The following is a 23,668-nucleotide window of genomic DNA, read 5'->3' as shown; positions in this document are numbered from 1 at the left end:
GGCACGGACGAGACAGACGGAGACGAACGAGGATGACGGCGGCCCTCTGCGCCGTCGTGGTCGCCTGGACGGCGGCCACGGTGACCGTCCCGGCGGTCGCCGCCGACGGCGCGGAGGTGTCCCGGGAGCAGGCCAAGCTCACGCGCACGCCCCGGTTCATGACCGGGGAGGGTGCCAGCACCAGGAACTTCGTGGAGTCGGAGAACTTCACCGTCCGGTGGGGCGACGCGGTCGACGCGGTCGCCTGGGGCAGGCAGCGCGGGTATGACAACTACCCCCAGTGGGTCGCGAACCACATGGAGACGATCTGGGACTACTACGTGAACGAGGTCGGCTGGGTCGACGTCGCGCGGCACGGTCCCGGATCGACGTACCGGATCAACGTGTACCTCTGCGGCACCTGGTCCGGAGGCTTTCTGCCGCCGGCCAACTGGGCGGGTCCGGACGACGCCGGCGTCGGGCACATCTGCCTGCCGTACGACAAGGTCTGGGACGACTGGGTCGAGTCGCACGAGTTCAACCACGTGCTGCAGTCCTACGCGTCCGACATCAACGCGCAGGACGGCAACGGCGGAGGCTGGGGCCACGGCAACCCGGTCTCGGGGCCGGTCTGGGAAGCGCACGCCAACTACATGGCGCGGATGAAGCGTCCTGAGGTCGTCGCCGGGTCGGGGTACTTTCCCGACCGCCAGCACCGCCGGTGGCTCTCGCAGGAGACGTACTACGGCGACTGGCTCCTGTTCAACACGATCCGGGACGTTCACGGTGGTGCCGCCGTCGACCGGCTGTGGCGCGAGGCCGAGCAGGGCGAGCACCCGATCAACACGATCAAACGCGTCCTGGACCTGGACCACCAGGAGTTCGCCGGGCTGCTCGCTCAGTACGGGTCCCGCCAGGTCACGTACGACTTCTCGGACGGCGCGGCGATCCGCGGGGACCTGTGGCGCGGCGGGAGCTACCGGCCGCTGCACACGGACGCCCTGGTGAACCTGGGCGGAGGCCGGTACCGGATCGCTGACGCTGACGCGCCGCACCAGTACGGGCACAACGTCGTCCGGCTGAACCCGCAGGCAGGGCAGGCGTCGGTGCGGCTGGACGGACGGTCGAACCTCTCCGGTGCCGACTGGCGGTTCCGGCTCGCCGCCGTGTCACCGGACTTCTCGGTCCGCTACAGCGGCGTGTTCGGCCCGGGGCAGACGGCGACCCTCGGCCTGCAAGGTGCGGAGACGCACCTGATGCTGGTCGTCGTGGCGACGCCCTCCGTGCACCGCGACTATCCGATGTGGCAGGTCGGCGTCGGGGACCCGTTCCCGTACGAGCTCACGGTCACCGGGGCCACCCCGGGGTGACGGCGCGCGCCGCCGGCAGGCACGTCCGGATCAGGAGCCGGGCGTGATCAGCCGGCGGTGCAGCGCCAGTGCCGACAGGTCCGTGAGGCAGGAGACCTGGTCGACCACTACGCGCAGGCGGGCGGCGTCGTCGGGCGCCGCCCGCCAGTCCGCGGCGAACGGCGGCTCCAGCTCGTCGGGGGCGCGGTCGGCGAGCACACCGACCAGGTCGGCCAGGATCTCCCGTTCTTGCAGGTAGCGGGGCTCCTGGCCGCGCGGTGCCATGACATAGGTGACCGCGATGCCCTTGAGCGCGAGGATCTCGTGCTCGGTCTCGGCGGGCACCACGAGCCGGGCGGCGTACCGCGTGAGCGGCCCCTCGCCGTACACGGCCCGCGTGGCGGAGATCGCCGCGCCGATGAACCGGCCGATGAGCTGGCTGGTCATGTCCTTGAGCGAGGCCAGCGAGCGGCGCGACCCGTCGTAGGCGCGCACCAGGTGGCCCTCGCCGCGCAGGTAGTCCTGCAGCCGCCCGATCGCCGCGTCGATCGCGTCCTCCGTGTACCACTCGCCGTACCAGGCGCGCACGTACTCGGCGACGCGCTGCCGCTCCCCGGCGTCCGCCATGAGGTCCAGGTCGATGCGGCCGGCCACCACGCCGTCCTCGACGTCGTGCACCGAGTAGCTGATGTCGTCGGCGAGGTCCATGACCTGGGCCTCGAGGCACTTCACGCCGTCCGGCGCGTCCTTGCGGAGCCATTCGAAGACGGGCAGGTCGTCGGTGTAGACGCCGAACTTCCGGCTCGCCGTGCCGTCGGGGCGGGCCGGTCCTGCCCCGTACGCCCAGGGGTACTTGACGCTCGCGTCGAGGCTCGCGCGGGTCAGGTTGAGGCCGGCGGGGGAGCCGTCGTCGGCCAGGACCTTGGGCTCGAGCCGGGTCAGGAGGCGCAGGGTCTGCGCGTTGCCCTCGAAGCCGCCGACCGGCTGCGCGATCTCGGCGAGCGCCGTCTCGCCGTTGTGCCCGAACGGCGGGTGCCCGAGGTCGTGGGTGAGGCAGGCGGTGTCGACGACGTCGGGGTCGCAGCCCAGGGAGCGGCCCATGCCGCGACCCACCTGCGCGACCTCGAGGGAGTGGGTCAGCCGGGTGCGCACGAAGTCGTCGTGCCCCGCGCCGAGCACCTGGGTCTTCGCGCCCAGGCGGCGCAGCGCGGAGGAGTGGACCACGCGCCCGCGGTCACGTTCGAACGGGGTCCGGGCCTGCGACTTGGGCGGTTCGGTCACCCAGCGCTCGACGTCCTGCGCGCTGTACGACGGCGGGATGCTCTTCCCGAGGGCTTGCTCCACGCGAGCCACTCTAGCCACGCTGGCTGACATCCCCGGAATCCGGGCCCGGCGGCGGCTGTGCGGGCGGCTGTGCCGGCTGCCGCGGAGGCGGGCGCTCGGCCTCGCCTCCGCCGCGGCGGTGCTACCTGCCGGCTACTTGTTGTTGCTGTACCAGCTCAGGCCACCGGGGAGGTTCAAGGAGTGCTTCTTCGTCTTCGAGTTCCAGGTCCACGGACCGATCTTGAAGCTCATGGACGACAAGCCCCTCTGGGTGATGTTGAACTTGAGCGGGCCGAGCGCCAGCCGCTTGCGATACCGGATTCCCATGATCCTGACTTACCTCCTCGGGTCGGGGCAAAGCGTACCGAACCTCGCTACCCCGGCAAACCGAACACGCCCCGAGTCTTGACCATGCAGTTGCTGCCAGCCGAGGGCCCCGTCTGGCAGCAGCTGCATGGTCAGCTCGCCTGCTCGGCGGGCGGTCAGTCGCCAGCCGCTACCCAGGCGTCGCTCGCCTTCTGGACGTCTTCCGGGGTCACCGAGTCGGCGACCGTGACGAAGTACCAGCGGTGTCCGAACGGGCAGCGGACCGCCGCCTGCCGGAACCCCTCGAACCAGTCGGCCGGCTCGGTGAGGCTGCTCGCGCCCGCCGCCATGGCCCGCGCGTAGGCGGCGTCGGTGTCCTCGACCGGGATCGTGAAGCTCGCGTGCGTGGGCGCGCCGAACTCGGGGGCCACGGAGTCCGGCGGGAACGCGGCGGCGACGGTGAACGTCGACTCGCCCGCGGCGGACCGCAGGACCAGGTCGGAGTGGATCACGGCATCGCCCGCCGTGATCACGTCGAGGGTCTCGGCGCCGAGCGCGGCCTCGTAGAAGTCGATGGCCGCGCGGGCGTCATCGACGGAGATGTTGGGGTGCAGGGCTGAGTTCTTCATGTGACCGATGCTTCCGCGGCCGGGCTGTGCCAGTCTTGGAAGAATGCGACAGCTGTTCGACGACGACCCCGCCGTCACGCGGGCGCTCGAGGCCGGGCCGACGCTCGGCATCGTGAACCCCGCGCGCGCCCGTGACCGGTTCACGCTCGCGCGCGTCGAGCCGGCCGGGGACCTCGCGGACCTCGTCGACTGGCACTGGGTGATCACCTGGGACCTGCCGCCCGGCGCCACCTTCACGCAGGCCGTGGTGCCCCACCCGGTGGGCCACGTCGTCGCGGAGGACACCGGATACCTCGCCTACGCGATGCCCTCGGCGGCCGTCGACCGGCGCACCCTGTCCGGCGCGGGCGGCGTGGTCGGCACCAAGCTGCGCCCGGGCGGCTACCGCGCGCTGCTCGGGCTCACGCACCCGGGCGAGCGGGGCGCCGTCGGCCCGGCGGACTTTCTCGGCCCGACGGCGGACCGGGCCGGCGCCGAGGCCATCGGCCAGGCCAGGGACGGCCGTCCTGATGACGCGGTCCGTACCGTCACCCCGCTGCTCCAGGCCGCGGCCGAGCGCACCCGGACACCACGGTCCACCGCCGCGCTGGCGGCGCTCCGCGAGACCTTCGCGGCCATCGCCGACGCGGTGCCCGGCACGACCGTCGCCACGCTCGCGGCACGGCTCGGCACGACCCCGCGCTCGCTGCAGCGCCTGTTCGCCGACTGGGTAGGGGTGAGCCCCAAGTGGGTGCTGCAGCGGCACCGGGTGCACCTCGCCGCCGAGATGCTGGGCCGCGATCCGGCGCTGGACCTGGCGGGGCTCGCGGCCGCCGTCGGCTACTACGACCAGGCCCACTTCACGGGGGACTTCGTCCGGGCGGTCGGCGTGGCCCCGGGCGAGTACGCCCGCAGCTGCGCGGCGGCCCTCGCCCGCTGAGCTCCCGACCTGTCAGACCCACAGGTCACCCGACTGACCTGTGGGTCTAACAACTCGGAGGGGTGTGGACGGCGGCCTTCAGGGCCGGTGGGCGCGGATAGACTTCGGAGCGTGGCCGGGCTGATCAGACGCGAGGACGTGGACCAGGTCCGCGAGCGCGCGCGGATCGACGAGATCGTCTCGGCGCACGTGACCCTCAAGCCCGCCGGGGTGGGCGCGCTGGTGGGTCTGTGCCCCTTCCACGACGAGCGCAGCCCCAGCTTCAACGTGCGGCCCAGCGTCGGGCGGTACCACTGCTTCGGCTGTGGCGAGGGTGGCGACGTCATCGAGTTCGTCATGAAGATGGACGGGCTGAGCTTCACCGAGGCCGTCGAGTACCTCGCGGGCAAGACCGGCGTGCAGCTGCGCTACGAGGAGGGCGGCAACGCTCGTCCGCGCGAGGAGCCCGGCAAGCGGCAGCGCCTGCTGGAGGCCAACAAGGTCGCCGCCGAGTTCTACGCCGAGCAGCTCATGGGGCCGGACGCCGCCGCGGCGCGCACCTTCCTCGCCGAGCGCAGCTTCGACCGGTCGGACGCCGAGCACTTCGGCGTCGGGTTCGCGCCCAAGGGCTGGGACGCGCTGCAGCGACACCTCCAGGGCCGCGGTTTCACGCAGGCCGAGCTGGTCGCGAGCGGGCTGATGTCGCAGGGCCAGCGCGGCATCTACGACCGGTTCCGGGGCCGGGTCATGTGGCCCATCCGGGACGTGACGGGCGCGGTGATCGGCTTCGGCGCGCGCCGCCTGTTCGAGGACGACCAGGGCCCCAAGTACCTGAACACCCCCGAGACCAGCCTCTACAAGAAGTCGCACGTGCTGTACGGGATCGACCTCGCCAAGCGGGAGATCGCCAAGGGCAAGCGCGTGGTGGTCGTCGAGGGGTACACGGACGTCATGGCCGCGCACCTGTCGGGCGTGACGACGGCGGTGGCCACGTGCGGTACCGCGTTCGGGGCCGACCACGCCAAGGTCGTGCGGCGTCTGCTCGGCGACACGACCGCGGGCGGCGGCATGCAGCTCACGTCCGGCGGGACCGTGGGCGGCGAGATCATCTTCACGTTCGACGGCGACGCGGCGGGCCAGAAGGCCGCCGAGCGCGCCTACGGCGAGGACCAGCGGTTCTTCGCGCAGACGTACGTCGCCGTCGCGGACGGCGGCATGGACCCGTGCGACCTGCGCATGGCCAGCGGCCCCGAGGCGGTGCGGGCGCTGGTGGACGGCCGCAAGCCCCTGTTCGCCTTCGTGATCCAGGCCAAGATCAAGCAGTTCGACCTGAACACCGTCGAGGGCCGTGTCTCCGCGGTGCGAGCAGCGGCGCCGGAGATCGCGGGGATCCGCGACCGCAGCCAGCAGGACGGCTACACGCGCGAGGTCGCGGGCTGGATCGGGACCGAGATCGACGAGATGCGGCGCGAGGTCGCCCGCGTCGCGTCCACCCCGTCACTGCGCCGCGCACCCGGCGGGCAGGACGGCGATCGCAGGTCTTCCGGCGCGCCGGGAGCCGACGGGGCGCGGGCCGGCGGGACGCGGCCCGGGCCGACCGGCCCGGACGAGCGCCCGGCGACGGGCGGCGTGCAGCAGCTGCCCGCCCCCGACCCGCGCGACCCCGTGGCCCGCGACGAGCGGCTCGCCCTGGTCGCCGTCCTGCAGTACCCGCAGCACGTACCGGCGTCCTTCGACGCGCTGGGCGAGGACGCGTTCTCCGTGCCCGCCTGGCGGGCCGTGCACGCGGCGATCCGGGCGGCCGGGGGAGCGGCGGCAGGGCGCGACGTGTCCGCGGCGCAGTGGGTCGGGGCGGTGCTGGAGCAGGCCTCGGAGACGGTGGCCGGCGTTGTCACGCAGCTGTCCGTGGCGTCCCTGCCGGAGGACCGGGAGGCGGCCATCGCGGCGTTCGTCGAGGGTGTCGTGAACCGGGTGCTCGACATGGGGCTGATGCGGCGCGTCGCCGACGCGCGGAGCCGCCTGCAGCGCCTGGACCCCTCGGACGCCGAGACCTACCAGGCCGCGTTCGCCGAGCTCCTGGCGATCGAGGCCGAACGCCGCACCCTCCGGGAGTCCACGACCGCCTGACCGCACCCGTTGAGTGCTGGATATTTGCGCTTCGGAGGGCCTCAAGAGCGCAAATACCCAGCACTCAACGAGCGGTCAGGAGGGGTGGTCTTGCGTTAGCAGGTCGCCGTCGGCTGCCGCCGCGGCTACCAGGCCTGCCGCCGCAGCCGTGAGTACCGAGGCCATCGGCATCGGCAGGGCCGCGGTGTGCGCCATGTCGCCCGCGGCGAACACGCCGGGCACGCTGGTGCGGCCCATCGCGTCGATCTCGACGGCGCCGGACTCCAGCATCCGCAGGCCCAGCTGCCCCGCGAACGGGGCGCGCTGGGCGAACTCGGCCGCCACGAAGATGCCGCCCACCTCCTCGTCGGGCCCCTCGGCGAACGACACGGTGGCACTGGCGGCGCTGCGGCTCAGCTCCTTGACGGGCTCGGGGCGGACGGCGACCCCCGCGCCGTCGAGCTGCGCGCGGATGCCCGGGTCGAGGTCGGCGCCGTCGGTCAGGACGGTCAGGCGGCTCGCTATGCGCTCCAGCAGGAACACGACCCGGGTCACGTGCGGGCCGCTGCCGAGCACCGCAACATGCTTGCCGCTCAGCTCGTGCCCGTGGCAGTACGGGCAGACGGCGGCGACGGTGCCGAACAGCGGCTCCAGGCCCGCGATCGCGGGGAGCGTGTCGCGCATCCCGGTCGCGAGCACTACCGCGCGGGCGGCCAGGACCTCCGGCCCGTGGGCGCCCCCGGCGTCCGTCGCGGCGCTCAGCTCTACCCGGAACCCGGCGCCGTCCCGCACGACGGCGGTCGCCGCCGCCTCGCGGACCGTCACCGTCGCGTAGGCGGCGAGCTCGGCGCGGGCCGCAGCCCGGAACTCGGCCGGCGGGGTGCCGTCGTGCGTCACGAAGTTGTGCATGCGTTCGGCGGGCGCGTTGCGGTACTCGCCGGAGTCGAGCAGCAGCGTGCGGCGGTGCATCCGGCCGAGCGTGAGCGCGGCCTGCAGCCCGGCGGGGCCGCCGCCGACCACGACCACGTCGTAGGGCGCGTCGGGGTTGTTCGAGGTGTCTGGTGCGGACATGCCTGGGCTCCGTCTCCTGGGGTGTCGTGCGGTACTGCCCCAGGATCTGACTTCATGTCGACATGAAGTCAAGCGCCGTGCGCCCGTTACGGGGCGGCGGGTGCGGTGCGCGGGTTGTCGCGGGGGAGCAGCAGCACGGTGCCGAACATCAGCGCGGCGGTGCCGACGACGCACCAGAACACCACGTGCACGGCGGTGGCGAGGCCCGGCCCGTCGGGCGTCCCGTCCGCCCCCACGGTGGTCATCGCGTTCACCACCGCGCCGAGCGCGGCGACGCCCACCGCCTGCCCGATCGACCGGGAGAACATGTTGGTCGCCGTCACGGCGCCGCGCTCGTTCCACTCCACGCTGTGCTGGGCGGCCACCAGCGTCGGTACGGCCACCAGACCCATGCCGATCCCGATCACGAAGACGGCAGCGGAGATGTGCCACACCGGGGAACCGGGGCCGAGGCCCAGCGTGAGCAGCGCGCCGAACAGCACGATCACGGAGCCGATGACGGCGGTCCAGCGGAACCCGATGGCCAGGTAGATCCGGCCCGCCACGGTGGCGGCCAGCGGCCATCCCACCATCAGCGCCGCCAGGGAGAACCCCGCGACGAGCGGCCCGACGCCGAGCACGCCCTGCGCGTAGATCGGCACGTACGTGGTCAGGCCGAGCGTGATGACGCCGACCCCGAGCCCGGCCGCCGTCGATGCCCCGACCGCCCGGCGCCGCAGCAGGCCCAGGTCGAAGATCGGGTGCGCGTTCCGGCGGGCGGTCACGGCGAACGCCGCGAGCAGCACGGCCGCGGCGGCGAAGATCCCCACCGACTCCAGCGACGCCCACGCCCAGGCGTGGCCGCCTTCGAGCAGGCCCAGCACCAGCGCCGTGCTGCCACCGGTCAGCAGCGCGGCGCCGAGGTAGTCGATCGGTTCGCGCTCGCCCTCGCGCTCCTTCTCGTGGAACCGGCTCCACAGGACGACGGCGGCCACGACGGCGATGGGCACGTTGACCCAGAAGATCCAGCGCCAGCTCACGAACTGGCTGAACACACCGCCGAGGGTCGGGCCGAGCACCGACGAGGCGGCCCACACGCTGGCGAGGTAGCCCTGGATCTTGGCGCGCTCGGCGAGGCTGTAGATGTCGCCGGCGATGGTCAGGGACATCGGCAGGATCGCGCCGGCCCCCAGGCCCTGCAGCACCCGGAACCAGATGAGCGCGGGCATGCTCCAGGCGACGGCGCACAGCACCGAGCCGAGCAGGAACAGAGCGATGCCGACCATCATCACCCGCTTGCGCCCGAACACGTCGGCCAGGCGTCCGTACAGGGGGACGGTCACGGCCTGTGCCAGCGTGTACGCCGAGAACAGCCACGGGACCTGCTCGAACGCACCGAGCTCACGCGCGACCGTCGTCGACGCCGTCGCCAGGATCGTGACGTCCAGGGCCACCAGGGCGGTGGAGAGCATCAGCGCCCCGAGGACCGGGCCGCGGTCGCCGCGCAGGCCGAGCCGCGCCTCGGCGGTGCCGGTGGATGGTGCGCTCATGTCTGGGGCTCCCGGGTGTGCTGCACGACACATATAAAGTTGCCTGAGGCAGCGTCTATTCCCGGTGCTCGGCCCCCGTCGTCCTACTTCGGGCGGTTGCCGGGCCAGCCCTCCGGGACCGGTCCGTTGCCACGGTCGGGCACCGACTCGGCGACGCGTCCGATCGTGTCCAGGAAGGCGCTGACGTCGGCCTCGTCCGCGCCGATCGCGCGCCGCAGGGTCCTGTCGAACGTGATCGCCGCCGACTTGAGCCGCCGGTAGAGGGTCTCGCCCGCGTCGGTGACCTCGATGCGCTGCACCCGGCGGTTCGACTCCTCGCGGGTGCGGACGACGAGCCCGCGGTCCTCCATGCCGCGCAGGTGGTGCGTCAGCGTGGCCTCCCGGATGCCGACGGCGTGGGCGAGCTCGCGCTGGGTGGCCGGCGTGCCCTGGTGCAGGGCGAGCAGGATGTGCCAGACCTGCCAGCTGCCGCCGTGCTCGGACAGCAGGGCGTCGAACGCCCGCATCACCCGCTGCACGGACTGCCACATCGTGGGAACGACGGGGAGCAGCCCGGGCCGGCTCTGCTGTGCCCGATGGTGTGACGGGTGATTCGTGCCGCCTGGTTCGCCGTCGGACTGCCCGCTTGGTTGCATGGACGAAGGGTAGTTCGGCTCACCCGGAAATGCATTGACGGCTAATGCTTAGATGTCTAACGTTAACGGCGGGAAGTCCCCCAGCACCCCCACCCGGAGGCTCGACGATGGCCACGCAAGAACCCGGCACCACCCAGCTCACTCCCGACCCGCTCGACAGCGCGCTGGCACCCCTCGCGGACGCGTTCGGCGACCGCCTGCTCACCCCCGCGTCGGCGGAGTTCGCCGAGGTCGCGACCGTGTTCGTCGGCGGCCCGGAGCGGACCCCTGCCGCGATCGCGCGCGTCCGGACGACCGAGGAGGTCGTGGCGGTGCTCGCCGTCGCGCGCGAGACCGGCCTGCCGCTCGCGGTACGCGGCGGCGGACATCACCAGGCGCGGCACGGCCTGGTCGACGGCGGCCTCGTGCTCGACCTGCGCCTCATGGACGGCGTCCAGATCGACACGGAGGCGCGCGTCGGGCACGCCCAGGGCGGCGTGCTCGCCGGTACCTACACCGCGGCGGCCGGGGCCCAGGGGCTGGCGACAGGCTTCGGCGACACGGGCACCGTCGGCGTCGGCGGCATCACGCTCGGCGGCGGCATCGGCTTCCTCAGCCGGCACGACGGCCTCACCGTCGACAACCTGCTGGGCGCCGAGGTCGTGCTCGCGGACGGCCGGGTGGTGGAGGCGAACGCCGACGAGAACCCCGATCTCTACTGGGCCCTGCGCGGCGGCGGCGGCAACTTCGGTGTCGTGACCCGCCTGGACCTGCGGCTGCGCGAGATCGGCACGATCACGGGCGGGATGATGATGTGGGAGCCGGCGCCGGCCGCGCTCACCACCGTCCTGCGGGCGTTCGCCGAGGGTCCGGACGAGTTCGCGGGCATGGTCAACGTGATGATCGCCCCGCCCGCCCCCATGGTTCCGGTCGCGCTGCAGGGCAAGCCCGTCATCATGGCGCTGCTGGTCCACTCGGGCACCGCCGCCGAGGCGGCGGAGGCGCTCGCCCCGCTGCGCGCGCTCGGGCCGGTGCTCGACGGCGTCCAGGAGATGCCGTACCCGGCGATGTTCGAGGGCGCCGGCGGTCCGCCGTCCGGCGCGGTGGGCGACGCCCGGAGCGGGTTCCTCGGTACGGGCGCGTGGTCGCCGGACGAGGCCTGGGCCGCGGCTGCCATCGACGCGGTCTCCACCGCGGGCGGGCCCGCCGCGCTGAACATCCGGGCCATGGGCGGCGCGATCGGGCGGGTCGACCCGGCTGCGACGGCCTTCGCGCATCGGGACCCGGCCTTCATGGTCACCGTCTACAAGGGCGCGCCGACCGTCGAGGCGTTCTCGGCGGCGAGCGCTTGGGTGGCGTCTACCGCGGAGGCGCTCGGCGTCAGCGAGCGCGGCTACGTCAACTTCATGGGGACCGCCACGGAGCAGGACGTGCGCAACGCCTACCCCGAGGCGACGCTGGAGCGGCTGCGCGAGGTGAAGCGCGAGTACGACCCGAACAACCTCTTCGCGTCGAACCACAACGTGCGGCCCTGAGCCGTGTCGCTCAGCCGTATCGCTTAAACGATACGGAGCATTGTCCGGCCTTCGTCGGGCTCCGAGGATCGAACGACCTGATCACTCGGAGCACCGACGAAGGAGCCGGACATGACGCTCTACAACACACTCGGCCGGATCCGGGCGACGGCACTGGCCGCCGTGCTGGTCCTGCTCGCGGCGGTGGCGATCGTCGTCGTGCAGCCCAGCCCGCCCGCCGCCTACGCGCACGGCGGCCTCACCTACCCGGCCACCCGCACCTACGCGTGCTACGTGGACGCGCTCAGCGGCAATCCGGGCGGCGACCTTGACCCGCAGAACGCCATGTGCGAGAACGCGCTGGCCGTGAACGGGAACTACCCGTTCTACAACTGGTTCGGCAACCTGCTCAGCAACGCGGGCGGCAACCACCGGGAGGTCGTCCCGGACGGGCATCTGTGCGGTCCGCAGGACCGGTTCTCCGCGTTCCGCGAGCCGGGCACCCAGTGGCCGACGACGACGCTCGAACCCGGCCGGACCATCACGTTCTCGTACAACGCCTGGGCCAAGCACCCCGGCACGTGGTCGCAGTACATCACCAAGGACGACTGGGACCCGTCCCAGCCGCTCGCCTGGGACGACCTCGAGCCCGCCCCGTTCAACGAGGTGACGAACCCGCCGCTGCGCTCGGGCGGCCCGCAGGGCGACGAGTACTACTGGGACGCCACGCTGCCGAACAAGTCCGGTCGCCACATCATCTACTCGATCTGGACCCGGTCGGACAGCCCGGAGGCGTTCTACAACTGCGCCGACGTGGACTTCCGCTTGCCGACACGTACCACGCCGACGCCCATGACGCCGCTGTAGAACCGCGGCGAGATGGAGCCGGTGGAAAGACCACGACTGCGGGGTGTGTTGCGCAGGGTAGACACCGTCTACTCTGCGCAACACACCCCGCAGTCCTGTACTCACCTCGGCACTGATCCCGCCGGTCCCGACGGCCGCAGCCCCCGGTGTTACGGCACGATGTGGCCGGCCGTGCGGAACAGCTCGTACCACTCGGCGCGCGTCAGCGGCACGTCGGAACCGAGGGCTGCGCCCGCCACGCGCTCGGGGCTGGTCGTCCCGAGCACCACCTGCATCTGCGCGGGGTGGCGCGTGATCCAGGCGGTCGCGATGGCGATGGCCGGGACGTCGTACTTCGCGGCGAGCCTGTCGATCACGGCGTTCAGCTCCGGGTACTCGGGCGAGCCGAGGAACACTCCGGTGAAGAACCCGGCCTGGAACGGCGACCAGGCCTGCACCGTGATGTCGTTCAGGCGGCAGTAGTCGAGGGTGCCGGAGTCGCGGCTGATCGACTGGTCCTGCGCCAGCATGTTCGCGGCCACGCCCTGCGCCACGAGCGGCGCGTGCGTGATCGAGAGCTGGAGCTGGTTCGCGACGATCGGCTGCGACACCGACTTGCGCAGCAGCTCGATCTGGCCCGGCGTGTGGTTGGAGACGCCGAACGAGCGCACCTTGCCCGACGCCGACAGGTCGTCGAACGCGCGCGCCACCTCGTCGGGCTCCACGAGGGCGTCCGGGCGGTGCAGCAGCAGGATGTCGATGTAGTCCGTGCCGAGCGCGGCCAGCGAGCCGTCGACCGACTCGATGATGTGCTCGTACGAGAAGTCGAAGTACGGCCCCTCGCGCACGATGCCGGCCTTCGTCTGGAGCACTATCTGCTCGCGCTCGGACGATGTGAGCTGCATCGCCTCGGCGAACCGCTTCTCGCAGCCGTGCAGGGCGGAGCCGTAGACGTCGGCGTGGTCGAAGAACGAGATGCCTGCGTCGCGGGCGGTCTTGACCAGGTCGCGTACCTCCTCGTCTGTCTTCTCCTGGATGCGCATGAGGCCGAGGACGACGTTCGGGACCGTGAGGTCGGTCCCGGGCAGGGTGAATGTCTTCACGGGGATGTTCTCCTGTGGTGGGTGGGGAGTCGGGGGAGGCTCAGACCGCGGAGAGCCGCGCGACCTCGTCGGCCGTGAGCTGAAGCTCCGCCGCGGCGGCGGAGTCGGTGATGCTCGCGGGCCGCGACGCCCCGGGGATCGGCACGATGACGGGCGCCAGCGCCAGCTCCCAGGCGAGCGTCACCTGGAACGGGGAGACGCCGTGCGCCTCCGCCACCTCGAGGAACGCCGAGTACTCGGTGCCGAGCTCGCCCGAACGGGCCAGCGAGATGCCGCCCAGCGGGCTCCACGGCAGGAACGCGATGCCGAGCTCGGCGCACAGCTCGAGCTCGGGCTCCGACGAGCGGAACCGCGGCGAGAACTGGTTCTGGACCGAGGCGAGGCGGCCGCCGAGGATGTCCTGCGCCTGCCGGATCTGGTCCGGGTTCGCGTTGGAGATGCCGGCCATCTCGATGACGCCGTCGTCGAGCAGGTCGCGGATCGCGCCGACCGAGTCGCCGTAGGGCACGTTCGGGTCGGGCCGGTGGAACTGGTACAGGCCGATGGCCTCGACCCCGAGCCGTTTGGCGGACGCCTTCACGGCCTCCTTGAGGTACTCGGGCCGGCCGTCCTTGGTCCAGGAACCGTCGCCGGGACGCAGGTGCCCGCCCTTGGTGGCGACCAGGACGCCGGAGGTGTCGCCGCCGTACGAACGCAGGGCCTCGGCGATGAGCTCCTCGTTGTGACCCACCTCGTCGGCGTGCAGGTGATAGGCGTCGGCGGTGTCGATGAGGGTGACGCCCGCGTCGAGGGCTGCGTGGATCGTGGCGATCGAGCGGTCGCGGTCGGGCCGCCCCTCGATGGACATCGGCATGCCGCCGAGGCCGATGGCGGAGACGGCACGGCCGCCGATGGTGCGCTGCTGCATGAGTTGGCTCCTCGTGTCACGACGGGTTCAGACCTGAGACTAGGAAGCGATAACCTAGAAGTCCAACAACTCTTCATCATCATTCCTAGAACTGGTACTGCTCAATGGAACTGCGTCAGATGGAATACCTGGTCGCCCTCGCGGACGAGCGGCAGTTCACCCGCGCCGCCGAGGTCACCGGCGTCTCCCAGTCCGGGCTGTCGGCCGCGATCCGTAACCTCGAGGTAGAGCTGGGCACCAGGCTGTTCACACGGACCACGCGCAAGGTCGAGCCGACCGAGGCCGGCCTGGCGCTGCTGCCCTTCGCCCGTTCCATGCTCTCCTCGGCAACCGAGGCGCGCGACGCGGTGGTGCAGGTCTCCCGCGAGCTCGCGGGAACGCTGCGGGTCGGGGCGGAGCAGTGCCTCGGCTTCGTCGATGTCGGCTCCCTGCTCGAACGGTTCCACCGCCGCTACCCGCGCGTGGAGATCGCGTTCACCCAGGCGGGCTCGCACGAGCTGCTGGCCGGGGTGCGTGACGGCGACCTCGACGCCGCGTTCGTCGCGACGTCGGACCATGTGGGCGTGCTGCCGCGCGCCGTCCTGGGAACGGAGCCGGTGGTGCTCCTGTGCCCGCCGGAGCACCCGTACGCGACCCGTGCGGCGGTGGACCGGGCAGAGCTGGGCGGCGAGACCTTCATCGACTTCCACCCCTCCTGGGCAATCCGCAGGATGAACGACGAGGCACTCGCCGCGCGCGGCGTGCACCGCCTGGTGCGGTGCACCGTCAACGACGTCCACACGTTGCTCGACCTGGTCGACCGCGGGCTCGGCGTCGCGCTCGTACCGCGGCATGTCGCGGCGAAGCCGCAGGCCGCGCGGCTGGCAGTGGTGCCCCTGCTGCCGGACGGCGGGGCGGACTGGGTCGTCTCGGTCGTCACCAACTCGGGGGAGCGGCAGGACTCGCCGGCCCCGCACCTGCTGGAGCTGCTCGACGACGCCCCGGTGCCCGCCACCTGATCCCGCACTCAACGATGAGTCCGCCGCCGGTCCGTCGTCGGACTGTGCAGGAGGCGCGCAGCGAGCGTGCCGCTCACCGAGGAGCGACACCATGAAGCATGTACGACCGGCGGCCCTGGCATCGGCCCTCGCCCTGATCGTGACGGCATCGGCCCTGCCGGCCGCCGCCGTGGAGGCGGTGTCCGGCGAGGTCGCCGAGTACACCGGAACGATCGACGGCGCGGACTACCGGGCCGTCGTCCCCGACGACTGGAACGGCACCCTCGTGCTGTTCGCGCACGGCTACTTCCCCACGCAGTTCGCGGAGCTGGGGTTCGAGATCCCCGACCAGCTGGCCAACAACTCCCGCGCCGAGGAATGGCTGACCAGCCAGGGCTACGCGCTCGCCGGCTCGATGTTCGGCGACGACGGGTTCGGCTACACGCTGCCCGACGCCGTCGACCACCAGGAGAACGTCCTGGACTGGTTCGCCGACGAGATCGGCGAGCCGGACACGACGCTCGCGAACGGTCAGTCCTTCGGCGGCGCGATCGCGACCCTGCACGCCGAGCAGGACCCGCGCGTGGACGGCGTGCTCGGAACGTCCGCGGGATTCGACCCGCTCGGCGGCTGGGACGCCGCCCTCGACGTGCAGTACGCGGCGATGACCCTCCTGTTCGACGGCCTGGAGGACGAGAACGGCAACCCGGTCGAGATCGTGAACCCCACCGATCCGGAGGCTTCGCAGGCCGCCCTGACCGGTGCCGCGTACGGGGCGCTGGGCGACCCCGAGGCGAACGCGCGCATGGCGCTCGCGGGATCGCTGGTCCAGGTCCCTGCCTGGTTCGACTTCGCGAGCCCGCGCCCGGAGGACCCGCAGGACGCCGCGCAGGCGCTGAGCGAATGGGTGGTGAACGCCTACCTCAACGGGCACGGGCCCGTGGACCGGGCGCACATCGCCGAGACGTTCGGGGGGAACCCGTCGACGAACGCCGACGTCGACTACCACGAGCTGTTCCGCCGGTCCGCGGAACGCCGGACCGTGGAAGCGGCCTACGAGGCCGCGGGTCTCGGCAAGGACCAGCTCCGTGCGGACCTCGCCGCCCTGGACGCCGGGACGCGGTACGACGCCGATCCGGCCGCGCGGGCACGGATGGCCGAGCACACCTCGCCGGGCGATCTCGACGTCCCGGTCCTCACGGTGCACGCCACCGGCGACGGCGGTGCCCCGGCGGCCGACGTCCGCTCCTACACCGACCACGTCCGCGCCGAGTGCGGGGACATCCGCAACCTCTGGGTCGCGCGCGGCGGGCACCCGACGGTGACCGCGGCAGAGGAGATCGTCGCGATCCAGGCCCTGGAGCACCGCGTACAGACCGGCGTCTGGCCGCCGCTCAACCCGCGCGCCACGGGCAGGTCCGCTGCCGCGCTGCCGGCGGAGACCCAGGTCGTGGCGACGTGGGACGAGACCTTCGAGACGATCTTCGTGACCACGGACGCAGCTTTCACCCGCTACACCCCACCCCGCGCCCCCCGCGCGACCTACTGACCCGTTGAGTGCTGGGTATTTGTCCTCCCGGAACGTTCCGAGAGGACAAATACCCAGCACTCAACGGCCGGTCAGCAGGTGGTGGTCAGCGACAGCCAGTCGGTGCGGTCGTTGTAGCCGCCGTCGGCTGCGTCGCCTACGCGGAGGGTCAGGTCGCGGACGCCCGTGACGTCTACGGCGAACGGGAGCTCCGCGCCCCGCGTCACCGTGCCGCTCGACCAGAGCGTCTCACCGTCGCCGACGATGTCGAAGGTCGCTGTGCCGCCCTCCGGGCCGACGTTGTTCACGGCGTCGTCGATCCCGACGCCACCCGTGAGTCGCGTGCATGCCCCGCCCAGGTAGTACCGGATCTGGGACGGGCTGGCGACGCCGATCCCCGTCGGGTGCACGGTGCCGGCCACCGTGAGCGGCGAGCCGCCGCCCACGCTCAGGTCCACGGCCGGCTCCATCCACCCGCTGCCGGCGCTCACCCACGGGTGGTGCGACAGCACGACGCCGCTCCCGCTGGGCGTGGCGGGCGCGACCGTCACGCGCGACGGCGGCGTCGTGCCGGCGGGGGCGCCGGCGTACGCGACTGTCGCGGCGACGTCGTAGCTGCCCGTGCCGGTGCCTGGCGGCACGTCCACGGTGAAGGCGACGGTGGCCGAGTCGCCGGGGCGTACCAGGCGCGGTGCCGGGCCGGCGGGGCTGACCGTCCAGCCGTCGGGCGCCGTGAGCGAGACGGCCGGACGGCGCACGCCCGTGCTGCCGTCGTTGTGCAGCGTCACCTCGGTCGTCAGCTTGTCGCCTGCCGCGGCCAGCAGGTCGGTGGTCGGCGCCACGACGTCGGACCCGACCGCCGTGAAGGCAGGCGGGGCGGCGACCAGGCGCGGGACGCCGCCCGCCCGGGTGGGCGTGACCCGCAGCAGGGCGGCGCCGTGCGCCGGGACGGCGGCGCGGATCGTGCCCGCCGACTGCGTGCGGCCGTCCGTCCACGTGTCCAGCACGGAGAACGACCGGCCCCGCAGGCCAAGGTCGCGCGCGGTGGTCGAGACCTCGGCGGGCCGGTCGCCGCGGTTCAGCAGCGCGACGGCGACGGAGCCGTCGGCCAGCGGCTTGGCCCACGTCTCGGTGGTGCCGGCCGCGCCGACGCGGGTGCCCTGGATGCCGAGCGGGTCCTGGTCGATGGCCAGCACGTCGTCGTCGAGCAGGATGTCCATCGACTCCTGGCTGAGCGTGCGCGGGTCGCTGGAGATGATCAGCGGCGCCGCCGCGATGGTCCAGAGCGACATCTGGGTGCGGAACTCCTCGGTGGTCATGCCCAGCTCCGGACCCAGGTAGTCCGGGTCACTGAAGTGCCCGGGGCCCGCGACCTCGGGGTGCCGCGCGTTGGCGTCGAAGTTGCGCAGCACGTCCTTGAACTGGATCTGCCCCACGAACCCGACGTCCGTGTAGGTGCGCCAGGACTCTGCGATGTCGGGCGCGTACGTCCAGGACCAGGTCGACTGCTGCTCCTCGGGGTAGTCGCCCCAGTCCGGGGAGGTCACCGGGTTGCAGAGGTTGAAGATCATCGAGCGCCCGGAGCTGTTGTTCCGCAGCGCTTCCGCGAACGCGGTGAACGCCTCCTGCGGGTCGAGGTCCGCGGTGATGCCGCACAGGAAGTCGACCTTGACGGCGTCGTACCCCCACTCGGCGAAGGTGTCGGCGTCGGTCTGGTAGTGGCCGCCGCTGCCCAGCCCGCAGGTGCCGGGGATGTACGGGCCGGCGTCGGTGTAGATGCCGGCGCGCAGGCCGCGGTCGTGGATGGCGTCGGCCAGCGCCGCCATGCCGTCGGGGAACCGCTCGGGGTCGCCCTGCAGGCGGCCGTCGGTGCCGCGCGGGACGTCGGCCTGCCAGCCGCCGTCGAGCCACACGATGTCGTAGCCCGCCTCGGCCAGGCCGGACGAGACCAGGAAGTCGGCCACGTCCAGCACCTCGTCGGCGCCGAAGTCGCCGCCGAGGCCGTAGTAGGTGTTCCAGCCCTGGTAGGGCGTGGGGCTGGGGCTCGAGGTCGGCTGGCCGACGGCGGGTGCGGGGCCGGGCGCGGCCGCTGCGGCGCCCGCGGCCAGCCCCGTCGCGGCCAGCGCTGTGGTGATCAGGGCGGCACTCGCTCTCGCCGCCCAGGTACGTACGGTGAACATCCAGGTCTCCTGACGTCGTCGTCGGTTCGGCGGTGCGCCGAAGGAGGAACCCGCCCAGCAAACCCCGCGCCCCCACCTGGACGGAATGCAGAACCCGACGCACCCACCTGGACGATCCGACGCGGCGGCTCGTCGGATGATCGGCAGAATGTCAGATGATCGGCACCTCGGAATGCCGATCACCTGACAGATTGCCGATCATCCGGGCAGGCGACGACGGGGTCAGCGGGCGTGGTCGTGGAGGTTGCGGCGGAAGGTCGTGGGGCTGCAGGAGTGGACGCTGCGGAACTGGCGCGAGAAGTAGAACGGGTCCGGGTACCCGACGGAGCGCGCGATGTCGGCGACCGGCAGCTCGGTGGTGATCAGCAGCTCGCACGCCCGCGCCATCCGCAGGCGCTTGGCGTACTCGACCACGCCGCCGCCCGTCGCCGCCCGGAACCGGGCCGAGAAGTGCGACGTGCTCAGGCCGAACCGGCGGGCGAGCGCGGCCACGTCGACCACGGTGTCCAGGTGGGTGCGCAGGTACTCCTGCGCGGCGCGGACGGGCTCGCCCCGGAGCGGGCTGCCCGCGGCGGCGTCGGCGGTGATCTGGGCGAGGACCGACCAGGCGGCGCCCGCGCAGCGCAGCAGGCTGGGGTAGGTCTCGTCCGTCTCGAGTGCCTGGACGACGCGTTCCAGGTCGGCGACGACGCGGACCAGGTCGTGCACCTCGACCACCGCTACGTCGTCGGGCCCGGCGCGTCCGGCGAGGTCGCGCTCGAACTCGTCCGCGTCGGGCCCGCGGGCGTGCATCCACCAGATCGTCCATGGATCGTCGTCGTCGGCCCAGTACTCGTGGGGTACCCCGGCCGGGATGACCAGGGCCTGCGCCGCCGAGATCCGGTGCAGACCGCCAGGTGTGCGGCACCAGCCGCGCCCGGCGGAGGAGACGATGACGATGGTCCCGATCGCGCCGTGCTTGCGGACCCGGCCGTGGTTGGCCGCATGCGGAAAGTAGCCCGCGTCCGTGACCAGCAGTCGCGAGGTGGGGCCGGCTTTCGCGGCCGCGCGGACCACGGCGGTCGGCAGCACCCGTAGGCGCTGTCCGGGGAAGCCGTCGCGGATTCGCACACCTGGAGCGTAGCCCCACCGGCCCGGACCCGTCAGTACGGGGGACTTCGGCGCGGATCGTCGGATCGTCCAGGCAGTTAAGTCGATACGTCGCTTCCGGCGTCGGCCGGTGGTTCGTACCGTCGGTCACATGCTCGATGTGGAGTCAGCGCTTGACCTGCCCGACCTTCCCGACCGGCCCGACGACCTGGCCGGCCGGGCAGCGGCCGCCTGGGAGGCGCCGCTCACCCTGACCACCTACGAACCCCTGCCGCCCGACAGGTTCCCCGCGTACCTGGACCGGCGGGTCTACCAGGGGTCGTCGGGGCGGGTGTACCCGCTCCCGTTCCACCACCAGATCGCCGACGAGCCCCAGCAGCGGGCCTGGCGCGCGGTGCACCTCGAGAACGAGTGGCTGCGCGTGGTGGTGCTGCCGGAGCTCGGCGGGCGCATCCACGTGGCCCGGGAACGCCGCACCGGCAGGGACTTCTTCTGGACGAACCCCGTGATCAAGCCCGCGCTCGTCGGCCTGGCAGGCCCCTGGGTGGCGGGCGGCGTCGAGCTCAACTGGCCGCAGCACCACCGCCCGGCGACCTACCTCCCGGTGGACGTCGAGATCGAGGAGGAGCCCGACGGCGCCGTCGTCGTCTGGTGCTCCGACCACGACCCGTTCACGCGGATGAAGGGCATGCACGGTGTGCGGCTGCGCCCCGACAGCGCCGTGCTGGAGCTGACGGTGCGGCTCTACAACCGCACCGAGCTGCCGCAGTCGTTCCTGTGGTGGGCCAACGTCGCGGCCAAGGTGGACGACGACTACCAGTCGTTCTTCCCGCACGACGTCACGTACGTGGCCGACCACGCACGGCGCGCGATCACCGCGTTCCCGCACGCCGACCGGCCCTACTACGGCGTCGACTACCCCGCCCGGGCCGGGGACGTCGGCACGGCGGCCGACGCCGCTGAGCTCACCGGCGACCAGCTCGACTGGTACCGCAACATCCCGGTGCCGACGTCGTACATGTGCCTGGCCAGCGGCGAGGAGTTCTTCGGCGGGTACGACCACGCCGCCCGCCTCGGCTTCGTGCACGTCGCGGACCGCGCGCTCTCGCCCGGGAAGAAGCAGTGGACCTGGGGCAACGCCCCGTTCGGGCACGCCTGGGACGAGAACCTGGCCGACGACGGCTCCCACTACGTCGAGCTGATGGCCGGCGTGTTCACGGACAACCAGCCCGACTTCGCGCACCTCGCCCCCGGCGAGACCAAGGTGTTCTCCCAGTTCTGGTACCCGTTCCGCGAGGTCGGGCCGGTGGACCGGGCCACGCTCGACGCCGCGGTCCGCCTGGAGCGGCTGGCGACACGTTCCGGCACGACGGCGCGGACCGGCGTCGTCGTGCCGCGTCCCCTGACGGGGATCGAGGTGACGCTGTCGCTGGAGGGCCGGGTGATCGCCACCGACGTCGTGGACGCCGATCCGGCGCACCCGGCGCAGCTCGCGCACGACCTGCCCGCAGAGGCCGGGCCGCTCACGGTGACGGTGACCCACGAGGGGAGGGTCCTGGTCACCTGGGCGGAGCAAGAGGTCTCGACCGGCTCAACCAGCGGCGTGGCGGGCTCGACCAGCGAAGAGCCCGCTCCCGCCGAGGAGCCGCCCGCCCCCGAGCAGGTCGGCAGCGTCGAGGAGCTGGCGCTGATCGCTGCGCACCTCGAGCTGTACCGGCACGCCACCCGCGCCCCCGAGCCGTACTGGCACGAGGCGCTGCGCCGGGACCCCGGGCAGACGGACAGCCTGATCGGTCTCGCGCGGCGCGCCTACGTGGCGGGCAGCTTCGCGGAGGCCGCGGAACACCTCGAACGCGCCGTCGGGCGCCTGACCAGGCTGCACCGCAGCCCCCGCGACACCACCGCCGTCTACCTGCTGGGCCTGGTGCGCGAGGAGCTCGGCGACGACTCCGGCGCCTACGAGGCCTACGCGCAGGCCGCCTGGGCACGGGCCTGGCGGGCCCCCGCCGGCTACCGGATGGCCCGGCTCGACGCGCGCGCGGGCCGCCACGAGCAAGCCCTCGCCCGGATCGCCGACGTGCGCCGCACCGAGCCGGACCACCTGCAGGCGCTCGCCCTCGCGGTGGTGTGCCACCGCCGGGCGGGGCAGCACGAGGCGGCCGCCTCCGCGCTGGCCGCGGCCCGCGCGCTCGACCCGCTCGACGCCTGGCTGCGGCACCTGGACGGGCTGCCCGCGAGCGACGACGCCCAGACCCTTCTGGACGTCGCGATCGAGCTCGCCGGGGTGGGGGAGCACGAGGCAGCGCTGGCCTGCCTGGCCGACGCCGAACGCCGCGAGGACCACCGGCCGGCGGGCCAGACCGCCGTCCGGCCGCTGCTGGCCTACCACCGCGCGCACGTGCTGCGGCTCGCGGACCGCGCCGCCGAAGCCGCCGAAGAGCGTCTCCGGGCCCGCACCCTCGACGTGACCTGGTGCTTTCCCGGCCGGCTCGCCGACGCGGCTGTGCTCCAGGAGGCGTCCGACGCCGAACCCGGCGACGCCGTCGCCCGGTCGCTGCTGGGGCACTGGACCTACGCCGCCGGACGCCGCGCGGACGCCCTGGCGCTCTGGCGTCAGGCCGTGACGCTCGACCCGGCTGACGCGGTTGCCTGGCGCAACATCGGCCTGGGCGCCGTCAACCACGAGCGGGACCTGACCGCGGCCCGCGACGCATACGTCCGGGCGCGTGCCGCCGCGCCGGGCGACGCGCGCCTGCTGTACGAGAGCGACCAGCTCGCGGCCTTGACGGGGACGGGCCCCGCGGCCCGCCTCGACGCCCTGATGACATCAGATGACCATGCATCTGCTGCCAGCCAGGCATCGAACCTGGCAGCAGGTGCATGGTCATCCGACGACGGCGGCCCCGCCGCCCTCGACCGCGACGACCTCGCGGTCGAGACGCTGCACCTGATGATCACCGAAGGGCGGGCCGACCAGGCGGTGACGATCCTCGGCCGACGCCGGCTCCACCCCTGGGAGGGCGGCGAGGGCCAGGCGCTGCTGGCCTGGGACCGTGCGCACACCCGGCTCGCGCTGGACGCGCTCGCCGATGCCCGGGCGCGCGACGCCGTCGAGCACGTGCGGGCGGCTCTTGCGCCGCCGCGCAACCTGGGGGAGGCGCGTCATCCGCTGGCCAGCACCGCGTACCTGCACCTGCTGCTCGGGGACGCGCTGGCCGCCGCCGGGAACCCCGGCGACGCCGCCGGCGCGTGGCGCACCGCCGCGGCGCAGCGCGGCGACTTCGTCGACATGAGCACGCAGGAGCACGGTGAGCAGACGTTCTGGACGGTGCTCGCCCTGCGCCGCACCGGGCAGCACGACGCGGCGGACGAGCTGACGGCGTCGCTGCGCGCCTACCGTGACCGGTACGCCGTCGAGGTACCCCGCGTGGACTACTTCGCCACCTCGCTGCCCGACCTCCTGCTGTTCGAGGAGGACCCGCTGCGCGTGCGCGACCGGCGCGTGCTGTTCCTGGACGCCCAGCTCGCCCTCTTGGCCGACGACACTGCGGCTGGCGAGGCCCTGCTGATGCGGTCGGAGCTCGCGGCGTCCCGGCACGCGGCCGACCTGCGGCACGGCGTCGCCCGCCGGGGCGCTGAGCTGCTGCACGGACCCACACCGGCCGGACCGACTACGGATGCGGACCTACCCGTTTCCGTGCACTGAATGCACTGCACCGA

At 72.8% G+C, this 23,668-nt stretch carries 18 protein-coding genes; 8 read left to right on the top strand and 10 right to left on the bottom strand.

The genetic code is table 11. From position 1 onward, the window contains the following. Positions 1 to 32 precede the first annotated feature (32 nt). Positions 33 to 1,349, top strand: a complete 1,317-nt coding sequence (locus tag ACFO6V_RS09680) for a DUF6055 domain-containing protein (protein ID WP_377134647.1) — start codon at positions 33 to 35, stop codon at positions 1,347 to 1,349. A 30-nt stretch (positions 1,350 to 1,379) separates the two neighbouring features. On the opposite strand, the gene ACFO6V_RS09675 is transcribed toward ACFO6V_RS09680, so the two are convergent. The 3 genes from ACFO6V_RS09675 to ACFO6V_RS09665 form a co-directional block, all read right to left on the bottom strand. Further along, entirely contained in the window at positions 1,380 to 2,681 is a 1,302-nt protein-coding gene (locus ACFO6V_RS09675; protein WP_377134645.1) for a deoxyguanosinetriphosphate triphosphohydrolase, read from the bottom strand. A gap of 123 nt (positions 2,682 to 2,804) precedes the next feature. Then, a complete protein-coding gene (locus ACFO6V_RS09670) occupies positions 2,805 to 2,978 on the bottom strand; it encodes a DUF4236 domain-containing protein (protein ID WP_116676262.1) in 174 nt (57 codons plus the stop codon). Between the two features lie 155 nt (positions 2,979 to 3,133). Then, complete coding sequence (locus ACFO6V_RS09665) at positions 3,134 to 3,586, bottom strand: VOC family protein (protein WP_377134642.1); 453 nt, start codon at positions 3,584 to 3,586, stop codon at positions 3,134 to 3,136. A 43-nt stretch (positions 3,587 to 3,629) separates the two neighbouring features. On the opposite strand from ACFO6V_RS09665, the gene ACFO6V_RS09660 reads away from it, so the two are divergent. Both ACFO6V_RS09660 and dnaG read left to right on the top strand, forming a co-directional pair. After that, positions 3,630 to 4,505: a helix-turn-helix domain-containing protein gene (locus ACFO6V_RS09660; protein WP_377134640.1), complete on the top strand. Its 876-nt coding sequence runs from the start codon at positions 3,630 to 3,632 to the stop codon at positions 4,503 to 4,505. A gap of 111 nt (positions 4,506 to 4,616) precedes the next feature. Further along, positions 4,617 to 6,611, top strand: coding sequence for a DNA primase (gene dnaG, locus ACFO6V_RS09655; RefSeq protein ID WP_377134638.1), 1,995 nt, complete (start codon positions 4,617 to 4,619; stop codon positions 6,609 to 6,611). 75 nt (positions 6,612 to 6,686) lie between these two features. Here dnaG and ACFO6V_RS09650 read toward each other — a convergent pair whose 3' ends face one another. The 3 genes from ACFO6V_RS09650 to ACFO6V_RS09640 all read right to left on the bottom strand — a co-directional run bounded on the left by ACFO6V_RS09650 (position 6,687) and on the right by ACFO6V_RS09640 (position 9,825). Then, a complete protein-coding gene (locus ACFO6V_RS09650) occupies positions 6,687 to 7,661 on the bottom strand; it encodes an NAD(P)/FAD-dependent oxidoreductase (protein WP_377134636.1) in 975 nt (324 codons plus the stop codon). Between the two features lie 86 nt (positions 7,662 to 7,747). Then, complete coding sequence (locus ACFO6V_RS09645; protein ID WP_377134634.1) at positions 7,748 to 9,190, bottom strand: MDR family MFS transporter; 1,443 nt, start codon at positions 9,188 to 9,190, stop codon at positions 7,748 to 7,750. Positions 9,191 to 9,273: 83 nt separating this feature from the next. Then, positions 9,274 to 9,825 (bottom strand): MarR family winged helix-turn-helix transcriptional regulator, encoded by a 552-nt coding sequence (locus ACFO6V_RS09640; RefSeq protein WP_377134632.1) that lies wholly within the window; start codon positions 9,823 to 9,825, stop codon positions 9,274 to 9,276. 107 nt (positions 9,826 to 9,932) lie between these two features. Here ACFO6V_RS09640 and ACFO6V_RS09635 point away from each other — a divergent pair, with 107 nt between their 5' ends. Together ACFO6V_RS09635 and ACFO6V_RS09630 are read left to right on the top strand one after the other, a co-directional pair. Further along, positions 9,933 to 11,339 (top strand): FAD-binding oxidoreductase, encoded by a 1,407-nt coding sequence (locus ACFO6V_RS09635; RefSeq protein ID WP_377134630.1) that lies wholly within the window; start codon positions 9,933 to 9,935, stop codon positions 11,337 to 11,339. Between the two features lie 111 nt (positions 11,340 to 11,450). After that, positions 11,451 to 12,185, top strand: coding sequence for a lytic polysaccharide monooxygenase auxiliary activity family 9 protein (locus ACFO6V_RS09630; protein WP_377134628.1), 735 nt, complete (start codon positions 11,451 to 11,453; stop codon positions 12,183 to 12,185). Between the two features lie 149 nt (positions 12,186 to 12,334). Here ACFO6V_RS09630 and ACFO6V_RS09625 read toward each other — a convergent pair whose 3' ends face one another. Next, positions 12,335 to 13,267 carry an aldo/keto reductase gene (locus tag ACFO6V_RS09625; protein WP_377134626.1) on the bottom strand — a complete coding sequence of 311 codons (933 nt, stop codon included), beginning with the start codon at positions 13,265 to 13,267 and terminating at the stop codon, positions 12,335 to 12,337. 40 nt (positions 13,268 to 13,307) lie between these two features. Continuing rightward, positions 13,308 to 14,174, bottom strand: a complete 867-nt coding sequence (locus tag ACFO6V_RS09620) for an aldo/keto reductase (RefSeq protein ID WP_377134624.1) — start codon at positions 14,172 to 14,174, stop codon at positions 13,308 to 13,310. 119 nt (positions 14,175 to 14,293) lie between these two features. Between ACFO6V_RS09620 and ACFO6V_RS09615 the strand changes: the two genes are divergently transcribed. Together ACFO6V_RS09615 and ACFO6V_RS09610 are read left to right on the top strand one after the other, a co-directional pair. Beyond that, positions 14,294 to 15,172 carry a LysR family transcriptional regulator gene (locus tag ACFO6V_RS09615; protein WP_377134622.1) on the top strand — a complete coding sequence of 293 codons (879 nt, stop codon included), beginning with the start codon at positions 14,294 to 14,296 and terminating at the stop codon, positions 15,170 to 15,172. Positions 15,173 to 15,263: 91 nt separating this feature from the next. After that, positions 15,264 to 16,700 (top strand): alpha/beta fold hydrolase, encoded by a 1,437-nt coding sequence (locus tag ACFO6V_RS09610; RefSeq protein ID WP_377134620.1) that lies wholly within the window; start codon positions 15,264 to 15,266, stop codon positions 16,698 to 16,700. Positions 16,701 to 16,771: 71 nt separating this feature from the next. On the opposite strand, the gene ACFO6V_RS09605 is transcribed toward ACFO6V_RS09610, so the two are convergent. Together ACFO6V_RS09605 and ACFO6V_RS09600 are read right to left on the bottom strand one after the other, a co-directional pair. Next, positions 16,772 to 18,859, bottom strand: coding sequence for an NPCBM/NEW2 domain-containing protein (locus tag ACFO6V_RS09605; RefSeq protein WP_377134618.1), 2,088 nt, complete (start codon positions 18,857 to 18,859; stop codon positions 16,772 to 16,774). A gap of 222 nt (positions 18,860 to 19,081) precedes the next feature. Further along, positions 19,082 to 19,969 carry an AraC family transcriptional regulator gene (locus ACFO6V_RS09600; RefSeq protein WP_377134616.1) on the bottom strand — a complete coding sequence of 296 codons (888 nt, stop codon included), beginning with the start codon at positions 19,967 to 19,969 and terminating at the stop codon, positions 19,082 to 19,084. A gap of 130 nt (positions 19,970 to 20,099) precedes the next feature. On the opposite strand from ACFO6V_RS09600, the gene ACFO6V_RS09595 reads away from it, so the two are divergent. Further along, a complete protein-coding gene (locus tag ACFO6V_RS09595) occupies positions 20,100 to 23,654 on the top strand; it encodes a DUF5107 domain-containing protein (RefSeq protein WP_377134614.1) in 3,555 nt (1,184 codons plus the stop codon). The last annotated feature ends 14 nt before the right edge of the window (positions 23,655 to 23,668 follow it).

This window comes from Promicromonospora alba, assembly GCF_042654905.1.
GTDB lineage: Bacteria > Actinomycetota > Actinomycetes > Actinomycetales > Cellulomonadaceae > Promicromonospora > Promicromonospora alba.
The sequence above is the reverse complement of the archived record's forward strand: the minus strand, read 5'-3'. Positions and strand labels throughout refer to the sequence as shown.

Bases quoted from the DNA above. Each gene is read 5' to 3' on its own strand.
- ACFO6V_RS09670 (WP_116676262.1), bottom strand. From the start codon at position 2,978: ATGGGAATCCGGTATCGCAAGCGGCTGGCGCTCGGCCCGCTCAAGTTC.
- ACFO6V_RS09660 (WP_377134640.1), top strand. From the start codon at position 3,630: ATGCGACAGCTGTTCGACGACGACCCCGCCGTCACGCGGGCGCTCGAG.
- ACFO6V_RS09665 (WP_377134642.1), bottom strand. From the start codon at position 3,586: ATGAAGAACTCAGCCCTGCACCCCAACATCTCCGTCGATGACGCCCGC.
- ACFO6V_RS09650 (WP_377134636.1), bottom strand. From the start codon at position 7,661: ATGTCCGCACCAGACACCTCGAACAACCCCGACGCGCCCTACGACGTG.
- ACFO6V_RS09630 (WP_377134628.1), top strand. From the start codon at position 11,451: ATGACGCTCTACAACACACTCGGCCGGATCCGGGCGACGGCACTGGCC.
- ACFO6V_RS09595 (WP_377134614.1), top strand. From the start codon at position 20,100: ATGCTCGATGTGGAGTCAGCGCTTGACCTGCCCGACCTTCCCGACCGG.
- ACFO6V_RS09640 (WP_377134632.1), bottom strand. From the start codon at position 9,825: ATGCAACCAAGCGGGCAGTCCGACGGCGAACCAGGCGGCACGAATCAC.
- ACFO6V_RS09610 (WP_377134620.1), top strand. From the start codon at position 15,264: ATGAAGCATGTACGACCGGCGGCCCTGGCATCGGCCCTCGCCCTGATC.
- ACFO6V_RS09620 (WP_377134624.1), bottom strand. From the start codon at position 14,174: ATGCAGCAGCGCACCATCGGCGGCCGTGCCGTCTCCGCCATCGGCCTC.
- ACFO6V_RS09645 (WP_377134634.1), bottom strand. From the start codon at position 9,190: ATGAGCGCACCATCCACCGGCACCGCCGAGGCGCGGCTCGGCCTGCGC.
- ACFO6V_RS09605 (WP_377134618.1), bottom strand. From the start codon at position 18,859: ATGTTCACCGTACGTACCTGGGCGGCGAGAGCGAGTGCCGCCCTGATC.
- ACFO6V_RS09680 (WP_377134647.1), top strand. From the start codon at position 33: ATGACGGCGGCCCTCTGCGCCGTCGTGGTCGCCTGGACGGCGGCCACG.
- ACFO6V_RS09615 (WP_377134622.1), top strand. From the start codon at position 14,294: ATGGAATACCTGGTCGCCCTCGCGGACGAGCGGCAGTTCACCCGCGCC.
- ACFO6V_RS09635 (WP_377134630.1), top strand. From the start codon at position 9,933: ATGGCCACGCAAGAACCCGGCACCACCCAGCTCACTCCCGACCCGCTC.